Origin of the sequence: Solibacillus sp. FSL K6-4121, from assembly GCF_038002585.1 — a bacterium.
Taxonomy (GTDB): Bacteria; Bacillota; Bacilli; order Bacillales_A; family Planococcaceae; genus Solibacillus; species Solibacillus faecavium.
The window spans coordinates 1,064,004-1,087,412 of the sequence record NZ_JBBOCS010000002.1 but is presented as its reverse complement, the minus strand read 5'-3'; the positions used below and the strand labels follow the sequence as shown (position 1 = coordinate 1,087,412).

The following is a 23,409-nucleotide window of genomic DNA, read 5'->3' as shown; positions in this document are numbered from 1 at the left end:
TTTGTGTATATAAATTTTTCTACTATTGAGTTTATAGAAGATAAGAGGGATCCAGCCATACGGGTAATCTTTTTCTTAATCATGATTTTTTCGGTGTTTAATGCGGGATTATTGTCGGAAAAATACATTCAATCAAAAAAGAGATAAATTCATATAAAAAACAGGCGCTTTCCTAGAAAAAGGAAAGGCCTTTTCTAATTTCATCTAGTTACTTTATGATTCTTTAATAAAACTATTTAATTGAAGTGGTGTGATTGTACCTTGGTGGAAATAAAGTTGCCATTTCCCATTAATGAATTTCCATATGGAACTACGAAGTGTATTTCTTTCCCTTGTAGTATCTACAAGAAAATATGTAGCTAAGACAACGTCGTGAACAAGCGGATAGATTTCATAATTATGTAGCTTCATTTCTGTCAATACAACACCTGTTTCAAGACATTCTTTCTTATCATACATAAAACCAGAGCTTCCAATTTCAAAAAAATCATCAGCTAAAATTTCATCGAGCCTTTCTCTACTCATTCTTACTTCCATACCTGTATGACTTTCCTCTAATTGTTGTAAATGCTCTTTTAAATTCTCTACCATAATAATAACCACCTAACTTTATTTACTTACGTCGTAACTAGTTTCTATCTTACTTAAATATAATCCTCTAAATCAGAGAAAAAGAATATGCCATCGGTTAGATGAACTTTTTACTGTATAATAAATAAAGGTGATTTTTGAATATAAAACCGTTAAAAGTAGGTGGACTATATGAGTAGTAAAAAGAATATGAGTAAAACCAAGATAGCTAGTCTTGTTTTTTCTTCATTAGCGCTAATTTTATTAATACTAAATTATTTTTTATTTGTTTCAAATAAGAATACAATTTCTGTCGCTGCATTAACAGACAGAGAAAATGCAATTCTGTCAAGTATTACAGATCAATCGTTTGTATACGATTTCAATACAGAAAAAGAATACAAAGAAGTATCTGTATGGATAGAAAGATACGAATCTGGAAATCTAGCTGAGAATAAAATAGCGGAATTAACGATGGAGGTAGAGGGGGAGGGTTCAATTATATTCTCAACGTCCAAAACAAATTCTAGCTCAAAGGAAATGCCATTCAGTATTACAATTAGCAATAATGAAAGTGTTAGTTCAATTTATGCCTCTGATACAAACTCAAAAAATTTAGATAACATGTCAAGTGTGTGGGGGAATTTCCGTGGGGATAATATATCTATAGCAGACGAAGTGGTATTAGGCAGTATTTGTTACTCAAATGATGGAAGAATGAATTCCCTTACCGCGGAATTTTATCAGGATGTTAATGGTCATATTAATGAAATAGAAAAATATGAGGTTGTTTATTTACTTAAAGCCAATTTTAATAAATGACATTTAATAATTTTATTCAAAACTCAACAATGTGTTCAATTTTGTTCGTTGCTATCATTATTGATTCGACTTAAACTATAAATAGAAATCAACAATATGTTGAATTTTGAGGAGGAGACAATGATGAGTAAAACAGCAAAAATGATGATGTCTATTGCTACTGCAATTATTATAGTAATGATGAGTAAAGCGTTTATTTTAGATGAAGCGGTGAAAGGTTATTTAGTGATTTTCTTTTTCGTTGGGGCTGGATTAGCAGCATTACGTTTATTTATTAATGGCATGATTCGTAAAATGAAAGGAAAGCATATTGGTGTCAAAGTGGTATTCTTTGCCGCTCTTTTAAGTGTCGGTATACCATTCCAAAGCTGGTTCCGTACAGATGTATTATTTGCGATGAGTAAAGCATTTATTTTTCCGAGTATTACAGTGATGGCGGCAAGTGTGGTGTTAATGACGATTGTATACGGTGTCATTTATCAACGTGTGCATGTTTCAAATTTACAAGAAGAACATGCAGCATAATATCGTGATCCCTGAAAATTAGTATGGATGGATACTAGTTTTCAGGGGTTTTTTGATGCAACTTCGTACTTAGAGTTTATTCCAGTAATGAAGTTGTCATCTAAATTAATGAGATTTAAATGAAAAGGAATTAAATTTCCTTTTTTCATACAGTTCAATAATCGCTGCTGTTAAATGTTGAATGCCGAGATGGATTTTATTTTCGTTTACTTGAGAAATGCTTAGTCGAATTGCTTTCTGGCTGTTTTTGGTTAAGTACATTCTCGAAGCATTATCTATATAGATCTGTTTTTCATGGAGTAGGTCAATTAATTTATCGACATTCATATCGGAAGGCAAGAAGAGGGTTAAATAAAAACCACTTTTAGGCCTTGTGTATTGAACATAGTCAGGTAAATTCTTTGAACAAGCTTCTAATAATATGTTCATTTTCTTTTTATACAATTTTTTTACGCTTTCTAAATGATATTGAAACATCCCATTTTTTAAATAGATTTCTAATGCACCTTGTGAAAGGGGCGATGTATTGAAATCAACGCTAAATTTTTTGTGGACAAACCCAGTAATCATCTTTTCAGGGAGAACAACTGTAGCAATTCTTAGTCCAGGTAAAAATACTTTCGAAAAGCTTTTTACATAAATGACTCTGCCGTTTGGTTCATATGCAAACAACGGATCAGCTTTTGAATCTGTATCTAATTCAGCTAAGTAATCATCCTCTACTATGTACACATCGTATTTTTCTGCGAGAGCTACAATTTTTTTCTTTTCCTCATTGGAATAGTGATGTCCTAATGGGTTGTGACATCTTGGAATGATGTAAAAGAATTTAATATCATTCGATTGAAACAAATTCTCAAGTTTTTGAAAATCAATCCCTTTCATTGTTAATTCAATACCCAACGTTGGAATCTGATTTAACTGTAACGCATCGATCATACCAAAGTAGGTAGGCTGCTCAATTAATATATTCTTTTTTCCGTTTGGAAACGGCAAGGTGGAAAGTATATGAAGCGCTTGTTGAGAACCGGAAGTAACGACAAGGCGTTCGGGTATTGTGAATACTTGTAGCTGCTGTAAATATTTCGTGAGCTCTTTTCGTAAAGATAAAAGGCCCTGTTGGTCGCTATAGGTAAATAATTGTTCCTTATAATGATCAATTGCCTGATTGATGCAATGCTGAAAATCTTCATACGGCATGATTCTTTTATCTGGACCAGCGGATAAAAAATCAATAGCAATGGCATCGAGATTAGATGTTTGATAATCATCCACAACGTAATAGCCGCTTTTAGGTTTCGCATAGACGATATGCTGTTTTTCCAATTCAAGCAATGCCTTAACCACCGTATTTTTACTGCAATGAAATTGTTCAGCGAGCAGCCGAATCGAAGGTAATTTATCGCCTGTCTTCAATTTCCCCTCTTCAATTTGCCGTTTCACCCATTCTAAAATGGCCATATACTTAGTCTTCACTCAATCCTCTCCTTCGCTATCTGTCCCATGACAGATGGGGATTTCTCCTGTTTTATAAAGAGCTGATATTCATTACAATCATTTTAATTAGCTTAGTTCTTTTAACTATGATTATGGGGTATTTCTTTATGACTGAGAAGGGGGATTTACATGACGAATAGTATAAAAAGAGGAATGATATTAGGTTTTATCGGAATCGTATGTTTCAGTCTTACATTACCTGCAACAAGTATTGCTGTTCCTTATTTTGGCGAGGTGATTGTTGGATTAGGGAGAACGGTTATTGCAGCTATTATCGTAGTGGCTATATTTATGATGAAAAGGCAATCTTTACCAAATAAATCACAATTTAAAAGTTTGTTGATAGTCACGATAGGAGCAGTTCTTGCCTTCCCATTACTAACGACATTTGCTATGAAATCACTGCCTGTTTCACATGGTGCAATTGAATTAGCTTTATTGCCGCTTGCGACAGCGGGTTTCGCTATGTGGCGCGGTGGTGAGCGACCTTCGAAACGATATTGGATTGCAAGTATTATTGGTGCGATAACTGTTATTATATATGCCATCTATGTAGGATTTGGGCAATTGCAAAAAGGAGATCTAGCATTAATCGCAGCTGTTATTGTACTTGGATTAAGTTATGCAGAGGGTGGGAAATTATCAAAAGAGCTTGGTAGTTGGCAAGTAATTGCTTGGGCAATATTAATTGGCGCTCCATTTTTTATTATTCCTGTGGGACTCAGCATATCGGGCAGTATGCTACAGGCACCTGTAGAAGCTTGGATAAGTCTCTTATATTTAGGGATTGTCAGTCAGTTTTTAGCTTATGTAGCCTGGTACGGCGGAATGGCTGTTGGAGGTATTGCGAGAGTGGGGCAGATCCAATACTTACAGCCTTTTTTAATGATTGGATTTTCTGTATTATTTTTAGGAGAATCGATTAGTTGGTTAACAATTAGTTTAGCAATAATCGTTGTGGGCAGTGTAATAGTAGGGAAAAATGCACCCGTGATGAAGAAGGAGATTCATTTAGAATAGACATCCACTCAATCTAAAGTTATAAAATGCTTCGATATTGAATTATCGAGGCATTATTTATTTTGAATATAATTACGGGCTAAATATCTAAAAAAGTGGAGAAGGTTTAGTACTACATATCAGCTACAGATGAGTAAATGCTATACTTATAGAAATGGAGTAAATTGGTCCAAAAATTGGGTGTATAAGTATTTTTTTGGAGGTTTTGATGAATAACAAAGAAAAAAAGATTTACAGATTATACAAAGCACAAAAGTTGGCTTTATATTGGCTGTTAGGAATTATTGTTTCGGGATTTATAGGATTACAGCTTGGAGAAATTCAGGCTATTGCAGATTATAATTATAATCTGCATGAAATAATGTACTTCCCGGCTATTATTTCTCTATTTGTTGCACCTGTTGTGTTGGTTATCTACATTTTTTTAGTGGTTAAATATTTAGTAAAAAGAGGAAAACAAAAGCTAAATATTAAAGAAGGAATTAAATCAATAGTTGTAATATGTTCTATAGTCATTTTAATTTCTATAACAGTTCATCAATCTTTTGAGGTATCAACTACTGGAATATTTGAAATAGATGAGAAACTTCTTGAGGATAGATAGTATTATTTAGTAGTGAATGATCAAAAAATTAGAGTAACTAGTAATGAATTTAAATTAGTTGAAAAGAATCGACAGTATTTAATTAGTTTTGTATGGAATAAACGAACTCCAAACAAAGGGCAGCTTGAAACAATAGTGCCAATACAGCAATGAATGGATGACTAGTTCAACTAACAAAGTTTCGTCGAATGGAGGTTCATACAGTGAATGTTAAAATAAGAACTCTTGTAGAACGCGATATACCCTTCTTATGGGATATGTTGTATGAATCTGCGTTTGTACCAGAAGGAGAGAAGCCTTTTCCTCGAACAATACTAAACGAACCGTCTGTATCTAAATATGTAGAAGATTGGGGGAAACAGGGCGGTGATATTGGCTTGATTGCGGAAAATGAACAACAGGCGATTGGGGCCATTTGGTTGCGACTGTTTGATGAAACACAAAAAGGCTGTGGTGATGCTGAAACACCCGAAATCGGAATTGCCATCCTGAAAGAACATCGAGGTAAAGGAATTGGACATGCATTAATGTGTGCGCTCGAAGCGGAAGCATTAAAATTTGGATATCAGAAATTATGTTTAAATGTAGATCCAAGAAATCCGGCTTGCCGCTTATATAAACAATTAGGTTATGAGCATGTTGGCTGGCATGATACTTACTGGATCATGGAGAAGAAGTTAGTTTAATAGAACATTGATTGGTAGGAGAGCCACGGGAATTGAATAAAATAAAGGTACAAATTCCGCTTATTATAAAAATTACGTGAAAAATAACGAAAATAAAAGGAGATATTACCCTTATTGATAAATAAAACATAAAATTTTATGATTTTATCGTAAATAAGCGGAAATACTACCCTTATATTCACTGAAATGAGCACAATTTTAAAATTAAGCGGAAATCCTCCGCTTATTTTTCTTTATCCATTAAAATGCATTAATTCCTTTATGAATGTCAATTCTAAATCAACAAAGTAAAAGAGGTGAAAGCATATGGAAAGAGAGGCTCATTATTTTTGGGCAGTGCGTATTCCGGATGATGTGAAACAAACAATTTATGATGAACTAACACGAATTAAACCGATCTTCCAATTTAAACGATGGGTGGATTTACGTGATTATCATATAACTCTTGCTTTTCTTGGTTCCGTAAATTCACAGCAACTTCAAGCCGTAATTCACTCGGTTGGGGAAGCTCTTAAAAATCAAAGAGCATTTCTGTTAGATATTAAAGGACTGAATGTGTTTGGACCTCAAAAAGCTCCTCGCATATTTTGGGGAGCGGTGAACGAAATGGAGCCATTATTTCAAATTCAGGCAATGGTTTATAAAACATGTCTTGCTGAGGGCTTTACTCTTGAAACACGTCCTTATCATCCCCACATCACTTTGGCGCGGAAGTGGGGAAAAAATGAAGATTTTAAAATGGAGGACTTAGTCACACATAATCCTTTTAAAGAAAAGGCGTTATCTTTTCAGGTAAATGAAATTGTATTATATAAATCCAATTTAGAAAATACACCAAAATATGAATCAATCGCGTCGTTTACATTGATGAAATGATTAACATAATCTGCATCGTATACTTTACTTTTATGTGCTTAAGCTAGTATAAAAGGAGTGATTCGATGGCAAAGAAGAACCGAAATAAAATACTAGTACCCGAATCTAGACAACAGCTTGATCAATTAAAAGCGAAGGTATCCGGGACTAGCAAACCAGAAGATGCAGCATTAGAGGTAGCTAAAGAATTAGGTATTCCCCTTAAGGAAGGATACAACGGCAAACTTACTTCTGAAGAAGCTGGTAAAGTAGGCGGAAGAATTGGCGGGAATATGGTTAAGGAGCTAGTAAGGATGGCTCAGGAAAGCATAAAGAAAGATCAATAAATGAATGGACTGGCCCCTGGTAGCGGACACGTTAAATAGTGTACCTATTGGGGGTTTTTATATTTTTTAAGGACTGTTCTTTGAATGTAATTTGTGAAAAAAACGAATAAATTGGATATTTATGTTAAAGTATAAAGAGGATTAAGATTACATAAACAAAATGACAGCTATAAAGAAATTATCAGGAGGGATAAATTTGCTATATTTATCTTTATTATTAGGTTTGATTATAATTGTATTTACAACGAAGCTTACTGAAAAGCTGAAATTATCAAGTGTTTGGTTGTTAGTAGGTCAAATTAGTGCTTCATTGGTCATTATATTGCTCGGCAATCTTAAAGTTAGTTATATTACCCAAATAGAATTAGGCTATTTAACAATTCCATTTGCATTATTATTCCTTGTAGGTTTTACAAATGTACTAAATACAGAAAAACAGCAAAAACCAATTATCTTGCTGATACCATGTATTTCTTTAGTTTGTTTTTCTATATCAGCTCTAATTATGGGGTATTCATTTGTTTCAATCATAGGAATGTGTGCGGCTTTAACAATTATGCTGTTACTGCTTTCAGGTAAAGGGAATACGGGAAGAACATTTACTACAGCTATCGGTTTTGTAATAGCAGTTCTATCATTAGCCTTGCTTAACCAAACCTTTGTTATGATTTATATTCCGATTTTCACACTAATATTGCCACTAGCATTGTATCTCATCTTACAAAATAAATTAACGAGTGTACAATCAATTATTATTAGCTCTTTAGTAGCGCTTCTATTTGGCTTAATCATGTTTGTGATCTCTATTAATATAGTGTGGTATTTGGTTGTTGGATTCACTGTTATTTTGGCTATTTCACAATTATCAAGTAAATATCGCTTTATTTAATGAGTAGTAAAAAAGGGCTCGATTCCTAATTCGTGGAATCGAGCCTTTATATATTGCTTCTATTTTCGCATTTTGTATTATGACTAGTTTGATTTATTAAGCTCTTGAAATATAACATACTTTAAAGCAGAAAGTTCATCTTCGGACAGTTTACCTTCGATTTCAGCTAATAGTGCGTCCTTATTAATTGCACCATTTTGCGCTTGTTGCTGAATATCCAGTAAACGAGTGACGCCCACTTTTTTAATTAACAAACGTGTCGCTTCTTCCTTCGTTTGGAAGGGAAGAGAATCTGGATTTGTAGTTGCTGCCTCGCTAACCATTTCCTGAAGCTTCGGATCGTTTTCGATATAGGTATTTACTTCTTTAAGACTTTCATCATCTAAATTAGTTTCCACTTTTTCGATAATTTTTTCGGATGCGATATTTGTTCCAAAATGCCACACAGCATAACCAGCTGCTCCAAGTAAAACAAGAATTATTGCTGTAAATGTTAAAAACTTTTTCATCAACTCACTCCTGACATAATGAATATAGCACAACTTTTCATAAACCACGAAGGAAAGTTATTTACTCGAATGGATGTAATTACAAATATTTGTGAATGTAGGGGATCAAATGGATATTTATACCATGTATTGATACAATATTCTTATAATTAGATATTAAGGGGTGGGGATACTTTTGAGGTTAAAATACAGCTTTATCTGTATAGTCACTGCTATTGTTTTTATATCAGGTTGCTCCAATTTCAATCCACTAGACAATTCATCCGCAGATTGGGCCTATAACTTTGTTGTTTGGGATGGGTATATTTATCAATTAACCGACGAATATGTAGAAAGCGTAGCTGAAGAAATCGGCGAAGTAACAAAGTACTCTGACATGGAAGGGACTTATTCTGGAAACTTTTCGAATGAGTATGAAAAAGGAACAAAGTATTACGCTATACAAGGGATAAGCACGGATTAAGCCATTGCTATAGAAGATGAAGGTAAATATAAAAAAGCAATTAGGGGTGGTAAGTACGGGGAGAAGTATTGATAGTATCGACCTGTACTATAAAATAATTTTGGGAGTGATGGAGATGATTTTTTTTAGGAAAGCAATGATACTTCTTACTTTCATTTTTATTATAGGTTCATTTCCCTCAATAACAAGTGCTTGTTCCTGTGCAGAATTATCAAGTGTAGAAGAAGCATTTGAACGTTCAGCAGCAGTATTTAGCGGGAAAGTGTTAGATATAAAAAAGAAAAAGAGTCTAAAAGGATATACATATAAATCCGTTCTTTGTTGAACAAACCCAAATTATTATTATCACTGGTGAAGGTGGTGGAGATTGTGGATTTAATTTTATTGAGGAAAATGAATATTTGGTATACGCCAACGAATCTACGATGTACGGGGCAAAATCACTTGTATCAAGTATGTGTGGTCGTACGAATGTGCTGATTTCTTCTCAAAATGATTTGGCGGTACTAGGAGAAGGCGAGGTACCGATTGAAGAGGTTAATTTAAGTGGTGAACAAACTAGAAATCAAATTATAATTTGGACGTCACTGGGATTAGCCTTTTTCACTGTCATTTTAACCATTTTATATAGAAGAAAAAAACGTAAAAATTAGGAGATTAACTATGGGAGAAAATCAATTCTTTGTTTATCATATTGTTACGAGGAATAAAATGAGTCTTGAACAGATCATTTATTTTGATGAAAATGAATATAACACCTTATATCGTTTCTTCTTTGAAGCGGAACAATTAAATGCTAAAGGCGAAGATTTTATTCAAATTATGCAGAGTCATTATAAAAAGGAAGGTTTGAATTTAGACAAAGATAATGCCGATGTAGCGATGAAATATATAGGGCAAACAACTAGAGCTGTCAGAGAAGTGATAGTAGAAATGGTTCGTTTAAAAGAATATCCACAATATCCTTCAAGGTTATCCTGCCTATATGCTGCCAAAACATATGAAGATGCACTGAAGTGGAAGCAATTATTTGATTCTTTCAATCGTAATGTATTGCAGATTGTTAAATTAAAGGTTAATGGCAACTATTTTGAAGGAGATGGCGACCTTTTACCAAAAGAAGACGGAATTTCTTTTTCTAAAAAAATGGAACAAGCAAGAAATTACTGGAACGGTAATATAAATAACGAACTTCCCGAACTTTTAATTAATGGGAAGATAGAAGTCATAGAAATTATTGATGATTTTTCTGAGTAAATAATTCAGAGCTTTTATAATACATACATGTTGAAAAGTAGTTTAACATAAGAATTCATTCCTTATTTTGTAACTTTTCAGTGACTTATCCGTAAAAACAATAACAACATTTTATTTAAAGGAGATAGTAAAATGAAACCTATTAATTATAATAATCCCGTCATTGCAGGTTATTTATTCGCTGGTGTTATTTTCACGATTATCGGATTATCCAAAGGGTTCGTATTTTTATTATTAGGAGTGCTTTTTATTCTGTATGGTATAAAAGAAAATCATAAACTTTCATAAAGTGAATCAAACCATCATTTGTCCAAAGGGATGAATGGTGGTTTCTTTTTGTTTAAAAATAGAGGATAAATTAGGAAATACACCCATGAATTAATAGTAATAAAATGTGATTATAAACGCTAAGTCTAATAAAAAACTGCTATGATGAAAGAGTTTAAGTCTGTAAATTTTGTAAAAGGAGTTGTAGAATTGGTAAACTCAGCAAGAACGTTGATAGCGTTAATTTTGATACTTTTTAATATTAATCCGTTGGTATCAAGTGCAAATAGCGCTAATCTTTTACCGTTTGAAGATGAAACGTTAGGGAGAAATAGTAGTGCTTATTTATCGACATACGAAGTTCCATCGATACAGATGAAAGAGGACTTTATTAAAGAAATTTCTACATATGCAATGAAAGCAAATGAAAGGTGGGGGATCCCTGTAAGCGCTATTATTGGAATGGCTATTATTGAAAGTGGCTATGGAACAACAAGAATAGCGATTAATGCCAATAATCTTTTCGGAATAAAAGTATGGGGATATAATCCGGAGAATGCCTGGCAGCTACAAGGGCAGCCTGATGAAGATTATGAACGGATACCTGTCCTAGCTGATTACGGAGAAGACCGCAAAATATACGATGAAAGCAAAAGAAGAGATAACTGGTATCGTGCATTTAGTACCTATAAAGAGGCGGTAAACTATTTAGCAGGAAACTTACTAGTAAATAAGAGATATCTTTTCGCGAAAACAAATTATGATGAAAGAATTAAAAAGGGATGGAGTTTTGAGCGAGCATCCAAAGAATATCTCTACGATATTGCGAATGCCGGATATAACCATTTGGGCGGTGAATATTATCGGAAGCAAGTAGGTGGGGTAATGGATGAATGGGATTTATATCAGTATGACAATAAGGAATTCAAAGACATAAGCGAACATTGGGCAGAGGAACAGATTATGTTCTTAGCTGAAAAGGGCTGGATCTCTGGCTATTCTGATGGTACATATAAACCGAATACTACGATAACAAGAGCACAAGCTGCTGCTATTCTAAGTGAGTTTTTAGCGTTGACTCCACTAAATAAAACTATTTCATTTATTGATGTTGAGAAGAGTTTTTGGGCATTAGAATCGATTCAGTTAGTAGCACAACATAAAATAATCAATGGCATTGGCGAAGGTCGTTTTTCCCCTCATACTATTTTAACAAGAGCGCAAATGGCTCAGGTATTTTATAATGCAGGGTTCTATAGCCAATCTGCGAATAATGGTGAGAATTCATTTGATGATGTAAAAAAATACTATTGGGCATATATTGCGATTGAAACGATGAAACAAGAAGGAATTATGGCTGGCTATACTATTAGCCGTTTTGGCCCGAACAACCCAGTAACAAGAGCACATATGGCAGCTATGATTTATCGTATACATGAAAAAGGCTTAAACAAATAAACCAACTAACAGCGCTATTCTGTATTAAGGATAAGCGCTCTTTTTCAATTAGCGCGTCACAATATTGTGCTATAAATTGAAACCTTTTCCAAAATATACCGTCTAAATTTCAAATAGAGGGTTATTGTGGAATTTGCTCTTTACTTTTGAACTTAAGAGGGAGGGTTATATAATGGGTTGGCTTACTATTGGTAGTCTTGTGCTAGGGCTTATTGCTTGGATACTTCCTGTTGTTAATATTTTTCGAAGCCATAACAATAATAATTGGGCAGTTCTTTCTATGCTAAGTATTGGTGCCTGTGTTATTTCGTTATACTTTCAACTACTATATAATAACTATTTAGTGAAAATTGAAGATTGGTCTGCTCTTATGGATACAAGTAGGGGAGTGGTAGTTGCAGGATCAGTACTCCTTGTTATTACGCTCTTGTTAAACATCATGACATTCGTTGTATATCGTAATAGAACGCCAAGAGTAGGTAGTAAAAAAATTTAGATTAATGCAACTAACTAAAAAGTAGATGCTTCAACATATGACATGTGAAGCATCTACTTTATTTGTTTAGCTAATGGTTTTTATCCTTTAGTTTCCGGTTGCATGATTTGTGGTGGATATAGCCTTTGTCCAAGGAGCACTTGTAAGATAAGACATAGTCCGCCGACTGACCAATACAACGGTAGCGCTGCAGGGGCATTAATAGAAAAAATCACAATCATTATCGGTGACAGTAATCCTATAAATCTTGTTTGCTTTTGCTGTTCGATTGGCATTGCAGATTGTGAAACTTTAAATTGAACAAAATATAATAATCCTGCTATTGCCGTGACAAATAAATCTGGCTGCCCAAGACTAAACCATAAAAATGAATGGGTAGCAATTTCTTCTGAGCTCGTAATGGCGTAATATAAGCCCATTAGGAAAGGCATTTGAATAAGAAGTGGCAAACATCCGATATTTAAAGGGTTGATTTCATGTTTTTGATACACTTTCATCATATCGGCCTGCATCTTCTGTTTATCTTCAAGATTTGTTGCTTCTTTAAGTTTTCGTTGAATTTCTTCTATTTCTGGCTTTGCCAACGCCATCTTCACTTTCATTTCCTGCTGCTTCTTCTGTTGTTTTAACATAAAAGGCATAATGATTAGTCGAATAATGATCGTAACAATAATGATAGCGAAGCCGTAGTTATCACCCAATATTCCAGCAAGTCCATCTAAACTGCTTATAAACGGATTAACAAAGACTTTTTGAAAGGTGCCATCTCCATTACTTTGCTGGCAACCAGATAAGAATAAGGCGCTTAATGCAATTCCCATATATAAAAATAAATTTTTTGATTTGAACACTCTATTTCCTCCTAGTAACGATCTTTAAATGATTGTAGGAAGTATAGAGATGTCGCCCTCCTCATCGGAGTACTCGTATCTTTTCGTTGATCTTTGTAGCCAAACGATAACAGGGGAAGTAATAAACAAATTTTCATTAATTACGATTTGTGTTAATGTATTGAGCTGATCATAGATCGGGTAACTTATTTCAAAATATGTAAAATATCCCTTTGAAAATAGAATATAGACTAGAGCAAAATTTAGTAAAATACTTGAGTATACCGTAAGCGTGACGGGTAGATTCATAAATTCGAGCAATATATCTAACAATGAAAACACCTCAATATAAATTCATATAATCTTATTACGTTTAACTCTAAGAAAAGTTTCAATATTTAATACAATTTATGGAAACGTTGCTGATAGAATTAAATAATATTGAAAGGCTTGAGGAGCATTCAAAAACCTCCAATTAAATTAACTGGAGGCGTGCTGCATTTAGAACTTATATTTAATTATAAATTGGACTTTGCTATTAACGAAAGTACAATACTTAAAACTGCATAAATCACTTGTATAATGAAAACAATGATTATGAGTACTCGACCTTTAAATACTTTCTTAATCCCGAATATCCATGGATATAATAGCATCATTGAAACGATCGGGATGATACATAGTAAAAGTAAAATGATTGCTAGATTATATTCTAATCCTATGAAAACAAAGAATAGTATATAGTAGGCAACCTGTATTGCAAAGAAGAGTAAAATGAAAGGGAATTGTCCCTTGAGAAAGAATTTCTTATAAGCAAAGATCCAAACAACTAATAAAATAATAGCAATTGATTCTACTATTAAAAGTAAAGGTGAGTTGATAGCGAAAAATCCTAGTACTAATAAAATGACAATACCAAATAGTTGAGCTTTAGCGGTATTTTTCATATTCGCAGACGTCCAGAACAATACTAAAATTATGCTTAAGAGCGGTGAAAATAACAATAAATAAATTAGACTTGCATCTAAAAACGATAGATCATCCATAAAAACACTCCTTCCTTCCAACCTATGCCCACTACTTATATGTAGAACGACTTAAAAACGTTATTTGAATAGTTAAATACATATGTAAATAATCGGAACTTATCCATTAATAAGACATATAAGGTGATAGAGTATGGATATAATAGTGTTAATAAAAGCTTATATTAAATTCTTCTCGAGTACAATAGAACAAATAATTTAAAGGAGCTAAGGTAATGCCTGTGTATAATAAATTAGTAAGAGATAGGATTTTAGAGTTTATCGAACTAGAGGGGTTAGCTTATAATGCTCGAATACTAGAGCCGAGTGAGATTTTAAGTGAAGTTAAGGAGAAAATGATTGAAGAAGCTAAAGAGTTTCGTGCAACAGAAACTGTTAATGAAAGCGTTGAAGAATTAGCAGATATATTAGAGTTATTACATACAGCAATTAGTGTATTAGGTGTGACTTATGAAGAGCTAGATGAAGTACGGCAGCAAAAAAAGGAAAATCGTGGAGGGTTTGAAAAAGCAATTTATTTGGTTAATGTAGAAGACAAATAATCTGCGTTAAAGTGATGGGCTCTATAGAGGAATAGTGCTGGTAGTAGATAGCCTTTTAATAAAGGTTTACTAAATCCGATGTTTTTTTTCTTGTATTTTTGAAATTTAGATATGTAATTTAATTTATTTTATAGGGATATGGGGTAATTATCTTGAGCATTAGAGAAATAAATGAAGAAAATAGAGAAAAGGTTGTTTCTTTTTTTAGTGAGCATTGGGGAAGTTCTGAAATGGTCATTTCATCAGGTATTTATCAGTGCGAAAAATTAAACGGTTTTATTTTTGAAGAAAATAACGAGATTATTGGTTTGGTTACATACGTTATTAAAGATTATGATAATGAAATAGAAATTATTTCACTGGATAGCCATACAGAAGGAAAAGGTATTGGATCTGCCTTAATCGAGAAAGTAGAAAACATAGCAAAACAAAAACAAATACAGATTGTAAGTTTAATCACTACAAATGATAATTTGAACGCTTTAAAATTTTATCAAAAAAGAGGTTACAGAATTATTTCTGTTAACTCTGATGCTGTAAACAAGGCAAGAAAATTAAAACCTTCGATCCCTTTAATCGGTAATGACGGAATTCCATTAAAGGACGAATTAATACTTAAGAAAATAATAGTAGATAATTAAGAAGAAGAAATAATTGAACCAAAGAAATTTATGAGCGCGATTCTCTAACAAGAATCAGTGCTCATTTTATTTAAGGCTACCTAACAACGATTATAAATGTTATACTTTTCCATATTTGAGAGGGGGCATTAGTCCGATGGTAAACAATTAATCTGAGAAAATCTTAATTTATTTTATTTAATATAAGATAAACATGAAGATTTTCTCTTTTATCTTACTAATATCTAGAAAAGAGGAAATAACATGTTAAATAAATTCAGCGAAACTATTTATTATATGCCCAATCAAGATGAAAATGACCGACCGACATTAGGACTGGTTTGTGGTGACCAGTATAGTTTAATAATAGACTGTGGTAACTCAACTCAGCATGCGAAGGAATTTATACTAGAAATTGAGAAACTAAATGTTCCTCCAGTGAAATATGCGGTAATTACCCATGCGCATTGGGATCATTTCCTAGGCATGAATGAATTTGATGCAACCATTATTGTTAATAGTCAAACAAACGAATTACTAAAAACATGGCAAAGTTACACATTTAATGATAGTTCATTACAAACGTATGCGCGGACAAAATTGATGAGCGCTAAGTGTATTGAGATTATTCAAGAAGAGATTCCAAATAGAGATAGCTTTAAATTAAATTCTCCACAAATAATTTTTGAAAAAACGTTAACGCTTGATCTAGGCAATAAAATTTGTGTGCTTGAAAAAATTAATAGTACTCATTCAGACGATGCGACCATCATTTATATCCCAGATGAAAAAGTCCTTTTTTTAGGGGATTGTGTATATGGTACAACGACCAATTCTCTGTTTCAATATAAGCAACCTTTATTATTACCAATGATTGAAGACATTCAAAAATATAATGCTGAAGCATTTCTGTTAGGTCATGAATCAATTTGCGATTTGGAGGAAATGACGACGTTTTGGAGAGAGTTAAAAGCAGCAAGTGAAGCGGTTGCATCACCTTCAATAGAAGAAGCAATAGAGTCCTTCAAGTTCGAAAATGACAGAACTCCAAATGATGATGAGTTGTTCTTTATAAAAGCATTTGTAAATAACCAGATTATTCAATCTCAATAATGAGCACTAGTCAGGTAAATGAAATAAAGAATTTATACTGGATTAGTCGAATAAGTTATAGTGAATTTTGTTTTGATGCATTCTCAAAATTAAAGGAGTTCATATATCTTTTAATTCCGGAATATTACACTAAACAGTGAGGAGATTGGTTTTATGCAAGTTGTAACCAAAATATTTTTAGAGCAACACGACATGCATTGTTATGGGAATGAATGGTTTGCCTCCATTAATCAGGCGCTTCATGGAGTCAGCGCAGCTGAGGCTGCATGGACAAATTCAGGAATCAGCAATTCTATTTGGCAGATTGTCAACCACTTGATATTTTGGAATGAAGACGTAATCCATCGAATTAAAGGAACAGAGAATCCACATAAGGCGCAAAACAATGAAGAAACCTTTGGAAATCCTGGGAAGCCAGAAGATGAAATCGGGTGGACTCAGACAGTGCAGCGCCTTAGTGAAGTCATGAATAAATTAAAAACGGTTATTATGGAGCTTGACGATGAAAAGTTAAAACTCCCGTATAAAGTTAACAGGTACTCTATTGAGCGTTTACTTAGCAATATCATGATGCATGATTCTTATCACCTAGGGCAAATTGTTCTGTTGAGAAAGTTGCAATCTTCTTGGGAAGGCGTTGATTGGTCCTGAGGAAATGAATGAGCTGTTTTCGTTAGTGTAGGAACTTAAATTTCCTCGCCGATCTGAAAGGGGTAATTATTTGAATCAAATGTTATTAATTATTGATACACAACAAGAATTAATTGATGTAAATCAAAAAGTTAAGCCGGTTTTCAATAAAGAGCTACTTGTTAGGAATATTAATAAAGTGATTGAAAAAGCAAGAGATACAAATGTTCCAGTTGTTTTTATAAGGGATCTTGATGTTGCTGAGGGAATAGGTGATGGATTTCAAATTCACAATGCAATTAATGTTCCCACTGAAGCAAAGTTTTTCGATAAAGCTGCAACAAACTCCTTTTATGGAACGGGTCTTTTAGAGTATTTAAAATCACAACATGTTAAACACCTTGTGATTATGGGCTGTGAAACACAGCATTGTATTGATAGCGCGGTGAGGACAGCAACTATAAGTGGGTTTGATGTAACATTAGTTGGGGATGGCCATTCAACAGTAGGCAATGATGTATTAAGTGCAGAACAAATTATAAAACATCATAATGCTACACTTCACGGTCATTATAATGTTGATCATTTTTCAATTGTCAGAAATTCAGAAGAAGACTTGTTTCGTCCAACTCACGATTCATATAGGTAATTATTTTAAATTTAAAGACGTGCGCGATTCTGCAACAAGGATCAGCGCTCGTTTGCATTAATGGACATAGTACTGGATATGTGAATCGGAACTCTATATTCTGTTTGTGATAAGATAATGGGAATAAGTCTATGTTTTAGGAGGACCATATGAGCTTGATAGCGCAACATCCTTATATAAAAGTAGAAAGAAAAGTAACAGGTATTGAACAGGTTGAAATTGAACATGAAAGAATGATTTTCTTATACATTGATAAGGTTATTACACAGTATAGAGAGTTTCCGATTAAGGTGGTAACGGATTTTTCTTATCGGGAAATTGGAAATCAAGGTGGTATTCTCTATTTACACACGTTACTAGGTGTATATACGTATAATGTGAAATCTTCACCAGAAGCTTTTATCACAGCGTATAGAGAATATTTCAAGTAATTAATTTTTCTACTACAAGCGGACTTTATAGAAGTTCGTTTTTTTTGTATGCAGGCTGTTTTGCAATAATTAAGACCCATACGTACAGCTAGTTATTATCATTGAATAAAACAAAGAAAGTAGTTACAATTTATGGTAATGAACTAAGTGAGAAGTGGGTTCTTTTTCAAGGCGATGGAAGATTATATGAGGTAATGGAGGTTATCCTTAATGCAATATAAGATTTGGAATGGGGCATCCGCTATTGTCATTAAAGATAATAGTGTACTAATGGTAAGGGCAAAGAATTCAAATAGTTGGAGTGTTCCTTCAGGTGAAGTAGAGGATGACGAAACAGCAAAGGAAACGTGTATACGTGAAATTTCAGAAGAAACGGGTTATGAAGCTAAGGTAGTGAAAGCATTACATACGAAGAACACCATTATCAAGGATTATAAAGTCACAACACAATATTTCTTATGTGAAATTACAGGTGGGGCAATTCAATATCAAGATCCTGATGATGAAATTGAAGAAATTTCATGGATAAATAGTAGTGAAATTTCAAATATAATACATGCTTATCCTGAGGATCAAGAAATTATTGAGCAATTATTAACAAAGCCTAATGGAAAGGATTTCGTAAAATGAGACAAATTATTGCTCTTGGTGGTGGGGGATTTTCAATGGAACCAGATAATCCATTGTTAGATCTTTATATATTAAAACAAGCAAAGAAAGCTAACCCACAAATTTGCTTTGTCCCTACTGCAAGTGGAGATTCTGAAAATTATATATCAAGGTATTATAACTTTTTTAATCAACTAGATTGTAAGCCATCACATTTATCTTTATTTGCACCTCCAACAAGGGACCTTGAGAGCTTTATATTAGAAAAAGACATTATTTATGTTGGTGGGGGAAACACTAAAAACCTTTTAGCTTTATGGAAAGAATGGGGTTTAGACAGTATTTTAAGAAAAGCATGGGAACAAGGTGTTATTTTAGCAGGGGTAAGTGCAGGTTCCATTTGTTGGTTTGAAGAAGGAGTTACAGATTCGTTTGGGGATGGACTTGAACCAATTAATTGTTTGGGCTTGATCCAGGGGAGTAATTGCCCGCATTACGATGGAGAAGTAGAAAGAAGATTTGCTTTTCACAAACTTATTGAATCTAAAAAAATACAATCAGGTATTGCAGCAGATGATGGGGTTGCTATTCATTACAAGGAGCAAGGGATTAGTAAAATAGTGAGCTCAAGGACTAATGCTAAGGCGTATAGTGTTTCCTTCGAGACTAAGATTATAGAGACAGAACTTCATACAGAATATTTAGGTTCTTATTGAATTTAGTTGAATTAAGATTCGTACAATATAATTTTATTTAATGCGGGGGAAATTATGGAGACTTGGAAAACAATAAAATCAGATTATATACATAAAAGTCCATTCGGCAATATTAGAAAAGACCAATGCAAGCTTCCGAATGGGATCGTGATTGATGATTATTATGTAAATGAATACTCTGATTGGGTAAATGCAGTGGTTATCACAAAAGAGAATCAGATTGTACTTGTTGAACAGTATCGTTATGCAGGAGAAGACTTTTACCTAGAAGTCCCTGCTGGGAAAATTGAAGAAAATGAAACATACGAGGAAGGGATCATTCGCGAAGTAATAGAAGAAACAGGATATATTTCAGTGAAAAAGCCTATCTATTTGGGAGAATTCATGGTGAATCCAGCCACACAAAATAATAAAGTAATAACTTATCTAATTCTCGATGCCTATAAAGAATTTGAACAGGATTTAGATGATACTGAAGAGGTAACTGTTAAATTAATTGATTTTAATGATATGGGAAAGCTAATTCAAGAGAAAAAGATTAACACACAACTTTTTACAGCACATGCTTATTTGATGGCGAAAATGTACCTTATGGAAAGGTAATTGGAAATTCAATGGTTCTTCTTTAGCGGTGGAGATTCAAAAGATAGGAGATAAAAAATGATTGAATTACGAAGCATTAACGGGGATAACATAGATGAAGTAATAGCGCTTGATGTTGGAGAAAACCAAAAGGAATTTATATTAGAAACTACTCACCTTAGATGTTTCGCAGACGCTCAAATGTTGAACGCAGATGGTATACCAGCGACACCACTAGCCATTTATGCTAATGATAATATGGTGGGATTTTTGATGTATATTTATGATACGACAGATCATGAATCATTTCAAAATGAAGATTTTTATGGGGAGAAGACCTATTTCATTTGGCATTTTATGATTGATAAGCGTTATCAGGGGAAAGGATATGGCAAACTAGCCTTTGAAAAAATGTTGGCGGATATTGAAACTCTTCCAAATGGGGAATCACAAAATGTAGACCTTTTTTATCATAAAGATAATGTTATAGCTAAAGAATTATACGCTTCATTAGGTTTTGTAGAAACAGGTATTATTCAGGATAACTCGGTGCATGCGATTAGAAAATTGGATAGGAAAATAACAGTAACCATAGTTGAATAGGATTTCTCAGGTTAAGCGACAAAAATAGCCGGAGAAATTCCGCTTATTTGAAAAATATTGAAAAAAACGACCTAAATAGACGGAGGAATTCCGTCTATTTATAAAAAAAATATAAAATTTCATGGTTTTGTGGTAGATAAGCGGAAACTCTCCCCTTATTTTCACCGAAATACTTAAAATCCACCAAATAACCGGAAAACCTCCGCTTATTTTTTACTCAGCAGCTAATTGCTTAATTAACATTGATATGGATTTTATTTATGACAGTTAAGGGTAAAGGATTGGCGTATTATTTTTGAGAATTTTATCGGTATTTAATTGTTTTATTGATACTGGGGATATATTTTTCAATCATGTTCTGGAGCTTCAATCTAATTTTAAACAACTTAAAATAAAGCACACACAAACGCTCTCTTGAATAACAGGGGAGCGTTATTTTTATCTCGCTAAATTCGTACCCTAAGGAAGGTATTAGTATAATTATATAACGCTTAAAAGTATACCAATATAATGAATAAGTTGGAAACCCTTCTATAGTTGTTATTTTAGAATCATCTTATTAAATGTTGAAAAGTTTATATAAAGTTTATATTGGCGAGCTATACTTCTGTAAGAGAAGTAGATAACGCAAATTTTTTTATCCGAACTCGATAAAGCTATTTTCGGTTTTTAAGAGAATTTTATTATACAAAGATAGTTTTTAAAGTATGGATAACTTATTTTTGTATAATCTATTTCTATTCGACATATTAATAGGGGGAACTAAGAATGTTTTTAGCAATAAAAGAAATGAAACATTCAAAAACACGTTTTGCAATGATTGGCGCTATTATTATGCTAATCGCATGGCTTGTTTTTATTTTGTCGGGCCTAGGTAATGGATTATCTACATTAGCAGCGGCAACGATGAAAAATATTGATGGGGATCTTTTCATTTATGAAGAGGGTTCTGAAGGAACGATGATGAAAACGAAAGTGTCTGGAGCAATTGCAGATGATATCGAAGGTAAATACGGTGTCAAAGAAGCAGCGAAATTTGGACAATCTACAATTATCATACACAACCCTAATATTACAGACTCTAAAGTAAATGAGGACGTTGCCTTTTTAGGGATTGACCCAGGGAAATTCATCGAGCCAAAAGTAATTGAAGGTAAACAGCTTTCAAATGACAATTTATTCGGTGTCGTTATCGACGAATCTTTAGCAGATAAAGGCTATTCAATTGGTGATAAATTCGAAGTAACATCTTCTGACATTACGTTAGAGGTTGTTGGTATTACAAAAGGTGAAACTTTTAACCATTTACCAACAGTATTTGCAAACGTTGAAACTTGGCAAAGTTATGCATTCGCAGCACCTGGCTCAGACAACGGGTTAGAAAGCCCAGTAGCTATGATTGCGCTACAAGGTGAAAATGTAGATGCAGATGCGATTGCAAGTAACTATGATGCAATTGAAACGGTAACAAAATCAGACGCTATTATGGGGATGCCTGGTTATAAAGAAGAAAGTGCAACAATTTATATGATGCTGGCATTCTTGTTTGCCATCTCAGCAGTAATTATCGCTGTATTCTTCTATGTATTCATCTTACAAAAAACACAACAATTCGGTGTTATGAAAGCAATTGGTGCTTCAGACCGTTTTATTAAAAATTCAATTATCTCACAAGTATTTGTTTTATCATTAGGAAGCATTATCGCTGGTATCGGATTGACATATTTAACGGCTTTAGTCTTCCCTGAAGGAATGCCATTTAACTTAGACTTTAAAATGGTACTGATTTATGCCGTTGTCTTACTAATTGTTTCTGTTTTAGGTTCCGTGATTTCAGCTCGTCAAGTAACGAAAATCGATCCATTAACAGCGATTGGGAGAGTGGAATAAATGACTGGTTTAGTATTAAAAAATGTTACAAAATCATTTAAAGAAGGCGACTCAACAGTTGATGCATTAAAAAATGTTTCACTATCTGTAAATCCTGGTGAATTCATCGCTATTATTGGTCCATCTGGTTCAGGTAAAAGTTCATTGTTATCGATCGCTGGTGCGCTTCTGCAACCTTCTAAAGGTGAAGTATTAGTAAATAATACAAATATTGGGCAAATGAAAGAAAAAGAACTTTCTTCATTCCGTTTAACAGACATCGGCTTCATCTTACAAACGTCAAACTTAATTCCGTATTTAAATGTATTGGATCAATTGCTGCTTGTATGTAAGATGAAAGGCAAAGTAACTACTAAAGAAGTGAAATTCGCGAAAGCGTTATTAAAAGACTTAGGTTTAGGGCAAAAATTATCGAAATTCCCGAATGAATTATCAGGGGGAGAACGCCAACGTGTTGCGATCGCTCGTGCATTTGTTAACAACTCAAACGTAATTTTGGCAGATGAACCGACAGCAAGTTTAGACTCTAACCGTGCATTTGAAGTAGTGAAACAAATTCGATATGAAGTTAAAGAACGTAATAAAGCAGCCGTTATGGTAACCCATGATGAGCGTATGCTAGAGTTTTGTGATAAAGTGTACCGCATGGAAGACGGCGTATTAACGCTACAAAATTAATAAGAAAAATAGCTTATGAAATCATTTTTGATTTTCATAAGCTATTTTTTTTCACTTAAAATTAATATTTTTTATAAAGTATCACGCTTGTACAATGCTTTACATTGATTCTTTCAAAAATAACTTTAAAAAGAGATAAAAAAATATTAATATTTTCAACTTTTCAATCATATAACTAATTATCTGGAGAATACTGGTCGGTCAG

33 protein-coding genes are annotated in these 23,409 nt (G+C 33.4%); 28 read left to right on the top strand and 5 right to left on the bottom strand.

Annotated elements, in window-relative coordinates; all coding sequences use genetic code 11:
* Nucleotides 1-213: 213 nt before the first annotated feature.
* The gene (locus tag MHH95_RS14990; RefSeq protein WP_340728247.1) at nucleotides 214-591 is read right to left on the bottom strand and encodes a nuclear transport factor 2 family protein; all 378 of its coding nucleotides are present in this window, start codon (nucleotides 589-591) and stop codon (nucleotides 214-216) included.
* A 171-nt stretch (nucleotides 592-762) separates the two neighbouring features.
* On the opposite strand from MHH95_RS14990, the gene MHH95_RS14985 reads away from it, so the two are divergent.
* Nucleotides 763-1,392 carry a hypothetical protein gene (locus MHH95_RS14985; RefSeq protein WP_340728246.1) on the top strand — a complete coding sequence of 210 codons (630 nt, stop codon included), beginning with the start codon at nucleotides 763-765 and terminating at the stop codon, nucleotides 1,390-1,392.
* Between the two features lie 123 nt (nucleotides 1,393-1,515).
* Entirely contained in the window at nucleotides 1,516-1,917 is a 402-nt protein-coding gene (locus MHH95_RS14980; protein WP_340728245.1) for an MFS transporter permease, read from the top strand.
* 105 nt (nucleotides 1,918-2,022) lie between these two features.
* Here MHH95_RS14980 and MHH95_RS14975 read toward each other — a convergent pair whose 3' ends face one another.
* On the bottom strand, nucleotides 2,023-3,393 hold the full coding sequence (locus MHH95_RS14975; RefSeq protein ID WP_340728244.1) for an aminotransferase-like domain-containing protein: 1,371 nt from the start codon (nucleotides 3,391-3,393) through the stop codon (nucleotides 2,023-2,025).
* 150 nt (nucleotides 3,394-3,543) lie between these two features.
* Between MHH95_RS14975 and MHH95_RS14970 the strand changes: the two genes are divergently transcribed.
* The 7 genes from MHH95_RS14970 to MHH95_RS14940 all read left to right on the top strand — a co-directional run bounded on the left by MHH95_RS14970 (nucleotide 3,544) and on the right by MHH95_RS14940 (nucleotide 7,815).
* Complete coding sequence (locus MHH95_RS14970) at nucleotides 3,544-4,434, top strand: DMT family transporter (protein ID WP_340728243.1); 891 nt, start codon at nucleotides 3,544-3,546, stop codon at nucleotides 4,432-4,434.
* 208 nt (nucleotides 4,435-4,642) lie between these two features.
* The gene (locus MHH95_RS14965) at nucleotides 4,643-5,038 is read left to right on the top strand and encodes a hypothetical protein (RefSeq protein ID WP_340728242.1); all 396 of its coding nucleotides are present in this window, start codon (nucleotides 4,643-4,645) and stop codon (nucleotides 5,036-5,038) included.
* A gap of 12 nt (nucleotides 5,039-5,050) precedes the next feature.
* Nucleotides 5,051-5,191, top strand: coding sequence for a hypothetical protein (locus MHH95_RS14960; protein WP_340728241.1), 141 nt, complete (start codon nucleotides 5,051-5,053; stop codon nucleotides 5,189-5,191).
* 50 nt (nucleotides 5,192-5,241) lie between these two features.
* Nucleotides 5,242-5,724 (top strand): GNAT family N-acetyltransferase, encoded by a 483-nt coding sequence (locus MHH95_RS14955; RefSeq protein WP_340728240.1) that lies wholly within the window; start codon nucleotides 5,242-5,244, stop codon nucleotides 5,722-5,724.
* Nucleotides 5,725-6,030: 306 nt separating this feature from the next.
* A complete protein-coding gene (gene thpR / locus MHH95_RS14950; RefSeq protein ID WP_340728239.1) occupies nucleotides 6,031-6,600 on the top strand; it encodes an RNA 2',3'-cyclic phosphodiesterase in 570 nt (189 codons plus the stop codon).
* 65 nt (nucleotides 6,601-6,665) lie between these two features.
* Entirely contained in the window at nucleotides 6,666-6,926 is a 261-nt protein-coding gene (locus MHH95_RS14945) for an alpha/beta-type small acid-soluble spore protein (RefSeq protein WP_340728238.1), read from the top strand.
* A gap of 196 nt (nucleotides 6,927-7,122) precedes the next feature.
* On the top strand, nucleotides 7,123-7,815 hold the full coding sequence (locus MHH95_RS14940; protein WP_340728237.1) for a UDP-N-acetylmuramyl pentapeptide phosphotransferase: 693 nt from the start codon (nucleotides 7,123-7,125) through the stop codon (nucleotides 7,813-7,815).
* Nucleotides 7,816-7,898: 83 nt separating this feature from the next.
* On the opposite strand, the gene MHH95_RS14935 is transcribed toward MHH95_RS14940, so the two are convergent.
* Nucleotides 7,899-8,324 carry a hypothetical protein gene (locus tag MHH95_RS14935; RefSeq protein WP_340728236.1) on the bottom strand — a complete coding sequence of 142 codons (426 nt, stop codon included), beginning with the start codon at nucleotides 8,322-8,324 and terminating at the stop codon, nucleotides 7,899-7,901.
* Nucleotides 8,325-8,499: 175 nt separating this feature from the next.
* On the opposite strand from MHH95_RS14935, the gene MHH95_RS14930 reads away from it, so the two are divergent.
* The 7 genes from MHH95_RS14930 (at nucleotide 8,500) to MHH95_RS14900 (ending at nucleotide 12,265) form a co-directional block, all read left to right on the top strand.
* Nucleotides 8,500-8,787 carry a hypothetical protein gene (locus MHH95_RS14930; protein ID WP_340728235.1) on the top strand — a complete coding sequence of 96 codons (288 nt, stop codon included), beginning with the start codon at nucleotides 8,500-8,502 and terminating at the stop codon, nucleotides 8,785-8,787.
* Between the two features lie 16 nt (nucleotides 8,788-8,803).
* Nucleotides 8,804-9,112, top strand: coding sequence for a hypothetical protein (locus MHH95_RS14925; RefSeq protein WP_340728234.1), 309 nt, complete (start codon nucleotides 8,804-8,806; stop codon nucleotides 9,110-9,112).
* A 76-nt stretch (nucleotides 9,113-9,188) separates the two neighbouring features.
* Nucleotides 9,189-9,440, top strand: a complete 252-nt coding sequence (locus MHH95_RS14920) for a hypothetical protein (RefSeq protein WP_340728233.1) — start codon at nucleotides 9,189-9,191, stop codon at nucleotides 9,438-9,440.
* 10 nt (nucleotides 9,441-9,450) lie between these two features.
* Nucleotides 9,451-10,044 (top strand): DUF2441 domain-containing protein, encoded by a 594-nt coding sequence (locus tag MHH95_RS14915; RefSeq protein ID WP_340728232.1) that lies wholly within the window; start codon nucleotides 9,451-9,453, stop codon nucleotides 10,042-10,044.
* 132 nt (nucleotides 10,045-10,176) lie between these two features.
* Nucleotides 10,177-10,332 (top strand): hypothetical protein, encoded by a 156-nt coding sequence (locus MHH95_RS14910; protein ID WP_340728231.1) that lies wholly within the window; start codon nucleotides 10,177-10,179, stop codon nucleotides 10,330-10,332.
* Nucleotides 10,333-10,521: 189 nt separating this feature from the next.
* Nucleotides 10,522-11,769, top strand: a complete 1,248-nt coding sequence (locus tag MHH95_RS14905; RefSeq protein WP_340728230.1) for an S-layer homology domain-containing protein — start codon at nucleotides 10,522-10,524, stop codon at nucleotides 11,767-11,769.
* 172 nt (nucleotides 11,770-11,941) lie between these two features.
* Nucleotides 11,942-12,265 (top strand): hypothetical protein, encoded by a 324-nt coding sequence (locus tag MHH95_RS14900; RefSeq protein ID WP_445683017.1) that lies wholly within the window; start codon nucleotides 11,942-11,944, stop codon nucleotides 12,263-12,265.
* Nucleotides 12,266-12,345: 80 nt separating this feature from the next.
* On the opposite strand, the gene yidC is transcribed toward MHH95_RS14900, so the two are convergent.
* Together yidC and MHH95_RS14890 are read right to left on the bottom strand one after the other, a co-directional pair.
* Complete coding sequence (yidC, locus tag MHH95_RS14895; RefSeq protein ID WP_340728229.1) at nucleotides 12,346-13,116, bottom strand: membrane protein insertase YidC; 771 nt, start codon at nucleotides 13,114-13,116, stop codon at nucleotides 12,346-12,348.
* Nucleotides 13,117-13,613: 497 nt separating this feature from the next.
* On the bottom strand, nucleotides 13,614-14,141 hold the full coding sequence (locus tag MHH95_RS14890) for a hypothetical protein (RefSeq protein WP_340728228.1): 528 nt from the start codon (nucleotides 14,139-14,141) through the stop codon (nucleotides 13,614-13,616).
* A gap of 215 nt (nucleotides 14,142-14,356) precedes the next feature.
* Here MHH95_RS14890 and MHH95_RS14885 point away from each other — a divergent pair, with 215 nt between their 5' ends.
* The 12 genes from MHH95_RS14885 (at nucleotide 14,357) to MHH95_RS14830 (ending at nucleotide 23,204) form a co-directional block, all read left to right on the top strand.
* The gene (locus tag MHH95_RS14885; protein ID WP_340728227.1) at nucleotides 14,357-14,683 is read left to right on the top strand and encodes a nucleoside triphosphate pyrophosphohydrolase; all 327 of its coding nucleotides are present in this window, start codon (nucleotides 14,357-14,359) and stop codon (nucleotides 14,681-14,683) included.
* Nucleotides 14,684-14,835: 152 nt separating this feature from the next.
* Complete coding sequence (locus MHH95_RS14880; RefSeq protein WP_340728226.1) at nucleotides 14,836-15,324, top strand: GNAT family N-acetyltransferase; 489 nt, start codon at nucleotides 14,836-14,838, stop codon at nucleotides 15,322-15,324.
* A 243-nt stretch (nucleotides 15,325-15,567) separates the two neighbouring features.
* Nucleotides 15,568-16,416, top strand: a complete 849-nt coding sequence (locus MHH95_RS14875; RefSeq protein WP_340728225.1) for an MBL fold metallo-hydrolase — start codon at nucleotides 15,568-15,570, stop codon at nucleotides 16,414-16,416.
* Nucleotides 16,417-16,569: 153 nt separating this feature from the next.
* Complete coding sequence (locus MHH95_RS14870) at nucleotides 16,570-17,067, top strand: DinB family protein (RefSeq protein ID WP_340728224.1); 498 nt, start codon at nucleotides 16,570-16,572, stop codon at nucleotides 17,065-17,067.
* A gap of 70 nt (nucleotides 17,068-17,137) precedes the next feature.
* Nucleotides 17,138-17,695, top strand: a complete 558-nt coding sequence (locus MHH95_RS14865; RefSeq protein WP_340728223.1) for a cysteine hydrolase family protein — start codon at nucleotides 17,138-17,140, stop codon at nucleotides 17,693-17,695.
* A gap of 149 nt (nucleotides 17,696-17,844) precedes the next feature.
* Nucleotides 17,845-18,126, top strand: a complete 282-nt coding sequence (locus MHH95_RS14860; RefSeq protein WP_340728222.1) for a hypothetical protein — start codon at nucleotides 17,845-17,847, stop codon at nucleotides 18,124-18,126.
* Nucleotides 18,127-18,336: 210 nt separating this feature from the next.
* The gene (locus MHH95_RS14855; RefSeq protein WP_340728221.1) at nucleotides 18,337-18,756 is read left to right on the top strand and encodes an NUDIX hydrolase; all 420 of its coding nucleotides are present in this window, start codon (nucleotides 18,337-18,339) and stop codon (nucleotides 18,754-18,756) included.
* Nucleotides 18,753-19,451, top strand: coding sequence for a Type 1 glutamine amidotransferase-like domain-containing protein (locus tag MHH95_RS14850; protein WP_340728220.1), 699 nt, complete (start codon nucleotides 18,753-18,755; stop codon nucleotides 19,449-19,451). The genes MHH95_RS14855 and MHH95_RS14850 overlap by 4 nt, the downstream gene beginning before the upstream one ends.
* Before the next feature lie 54 nt (nucleotides 19,452-19,505).
* Nucleotides 19,506-20,054, top strand: a complete 549-nt coding sequence (locus MHH95_RS14845) for an NUDIX hydrolase (protein ID WP_340728219.1) — start codon at nucleotides 19,506-19,508, stop codon at nucleotides 20,052-20,054.
* Nucleotides 20,055-20,111: 57 nt separating this feature from the next.
* Nucleotides 20,112-20,636 (top strand): GNAT family N-acetyltransferase, encoded by a 525-nt coding sequence (locus tag MHH95_RS14840; protein WP_340728218.1) that lies wholly within the window; start codon nucleotides 20,112-20,114, stop codon nucleotides 20,634-20,636.
* A gap of 768 nt (nucleotides 20,637-21,404) precedes the next feature.
* Nucleotides 21,405-22,526, top strand: a complete 1,122-nt coding sequence (locus MHH95_RS14835; protein WP_340728217.1) for an ABC transporter permease — start codon at nucleotides 21,405-21,407, stop codon at nucleotides 22,524-22,526.
* The gene (locus MHH95_RS14830) at nucleotides 22,527-23,204 is read left to right on the top strand and encodes an ABC transporter ATP-binding protein (protein WP_340728216.1); all 678 of its coding nucleotides are present in this window, start codon (nucleotides 22,527-22,529) and stop codon (nucleotides 23,202-23,204) included.
* Nucleotides 23,205-23,409: the final 205 nt, after the last annotated feature.

Excerpts from the sequence above, each read along its gene's own strand:
- MHH95_RS14925 (WP_340728234.1), top strand. The coding sequence starts at position 8,804 with ATGAAGGTAAATATAAAAAAGCAATTAGGGGTGGTAAGTACGGGGAGA.
- MHH95_RS14875 (WP_340728225.1), top strand. The coding sequence starts at position 15,568 with ATGTTAAATAAATTCAGCGAAACTATTTATTATATGCCCAATCAAGAT.
- MHH95_RS14830 (WP_340728216.1), top strand. The coding sequence starts at position 22,527 with ATGACTGGTTTAGTATTAAAAAATGTTACAAAATCATTTAAAGAAGGC.
- thpR (WP_340728239.1), top strand. The coding sequence starts at position 6,031 with ATGGAAAGAGAGGCTCATTATTTTTGGGCAGTGCGTATTCCGGATGAT.
- MHH95_RS14970 (WP_340728243.1), top strand. The coding sequence starts at position 3,544 with ATGACGAATAGTATAAAAAGAGGAATGATATTAGGTTTTATCGGAATC.
- MHH95_RS14990 (WP_340728247.1), bottom strand. The coding sequence starts at position 591 with ATGGTAGAGAATTTAAAAGAGCATTTACAACAATTAGAGGAAAGTCAT.
- MHH95_RS14900 (WP_445683017.1), top strand. The coding sequence starts at position 11,942 with ATGGGTTGGCTTACTATTGGTAGTCTTGTGCTAGGGCTTATTGCTTGG.
- MHH95_RS14885 (WP_340728227.1), top strand. The coding sequence starts at position 14,357 with ATGCCTGTGTATAATAAATTAGTAAGAGATAGGATTTTAGAGTTTATC.
- MHH95_RS14985 (WP_340728246.1), top strand. The coding sequence starts at position 763 with ATGAGTAGTAAAAAGAATATGAGTAAAACCAAGATAGCTAGTCTTGTT.
- MHH95_RS14915 (WP_340728232.1), top strand. The coding sequence starts at position 9,451 with ATGGGAGAAAATCAATTCTTTGTTTATCATATTGTTACGAGGAATAAA.
- MHH95_RS14860 (WP_340728222.1), top strand. The coding sequence starts at position 17,845 with ATGAGCTTGATAGCGCAACATCCTTATATAAAAGTAGAAAGAAAAGTA.
- MHH95_RS14980 (WP_340728245.1), top strand. The coding sequence starts at position 1,516 with ATGAGTAAAACAGCAAAAATGATGATGTCTATTGCTACTGCAATTATT.
- MHH95_RS14835 (WP_340728217.1), top strand. The coding sequence starts at position 21,405 with ATGTTTTTAGCAATAAAAGAAATGAAACATTCAAAAACACGTTTTGCA.
- MHH95_RS14840 (WP_340728218.1), top strand. The coding sequence starts at position 20,112 with ATGATTGAATTACGAAGCATTAACGGGGATAACATAGATGAAGTAATA.
- MHH95_RS14910 (WP_340728231.1), top strand. The coding sequence starts at position 10,177 with ATGAAACCTATTAATTATAATAATCCCGTCATTGCAGGTTATTTATTC.
- MHH95_RS14945 (WP_340728238.1), top strand. The coding sequence starts at position 6,666 with ATGGCAAAGAAGAACCGAAATAAAATACTAGTACCCGAATCTAGACAA.
- MHH95_RS14845 (WP_340728219.1), top strand. The coding sequence starts at position 19,506 with ATGGAGACTTGGAAAACAATAAAATCAGATTATATACATAAAAGTCCA.
- MHH95_RS14850 (WP_340728220.1), top strand. The coding sequence starts at position 18,753 with ATGAGACAAATTATTGCTCTTGGTGGTGGGGGATTTTCAATGGAACCA.
- MHH95_RS14935 (WP_340728236.1), bottom strand. The coding sequence starts at position 8,324 with ATGAAAAAGTTTTTAACATTTACAGCAATAATTCTTGTTTTACTTGGA.
- MHH95_RS14870 (WP_340728224.1), top strand. The coding sequence starts at position 16,570 with ATGCAAGTTGTAACCAAAATATTTTTAGAGCAACACGACATGCATTGT.
- MHH95_RS14855 (WP_340728221.1), top strand. The coding sequence starts at position 18,337 with ATGCAATATAAGATTTGGAATGGGGCATCCGCTATTGTCATTAAAGAT.
- MHH95_RS14965 (WP_340728242.1), top strand. The coding sequence starts at position 4,643 with ATGAATAACAAAGAAAAAAAGATTTACAGATTATACAAAGCACAAAAG.
- MHH95_RS14890 (WP_340728228.1), bottom strand. The coding sequence starts at position 14,141 with ATGGATGATCTATCGTTTTTAGATGCAAGTCTAATTTATTTATTGTTA.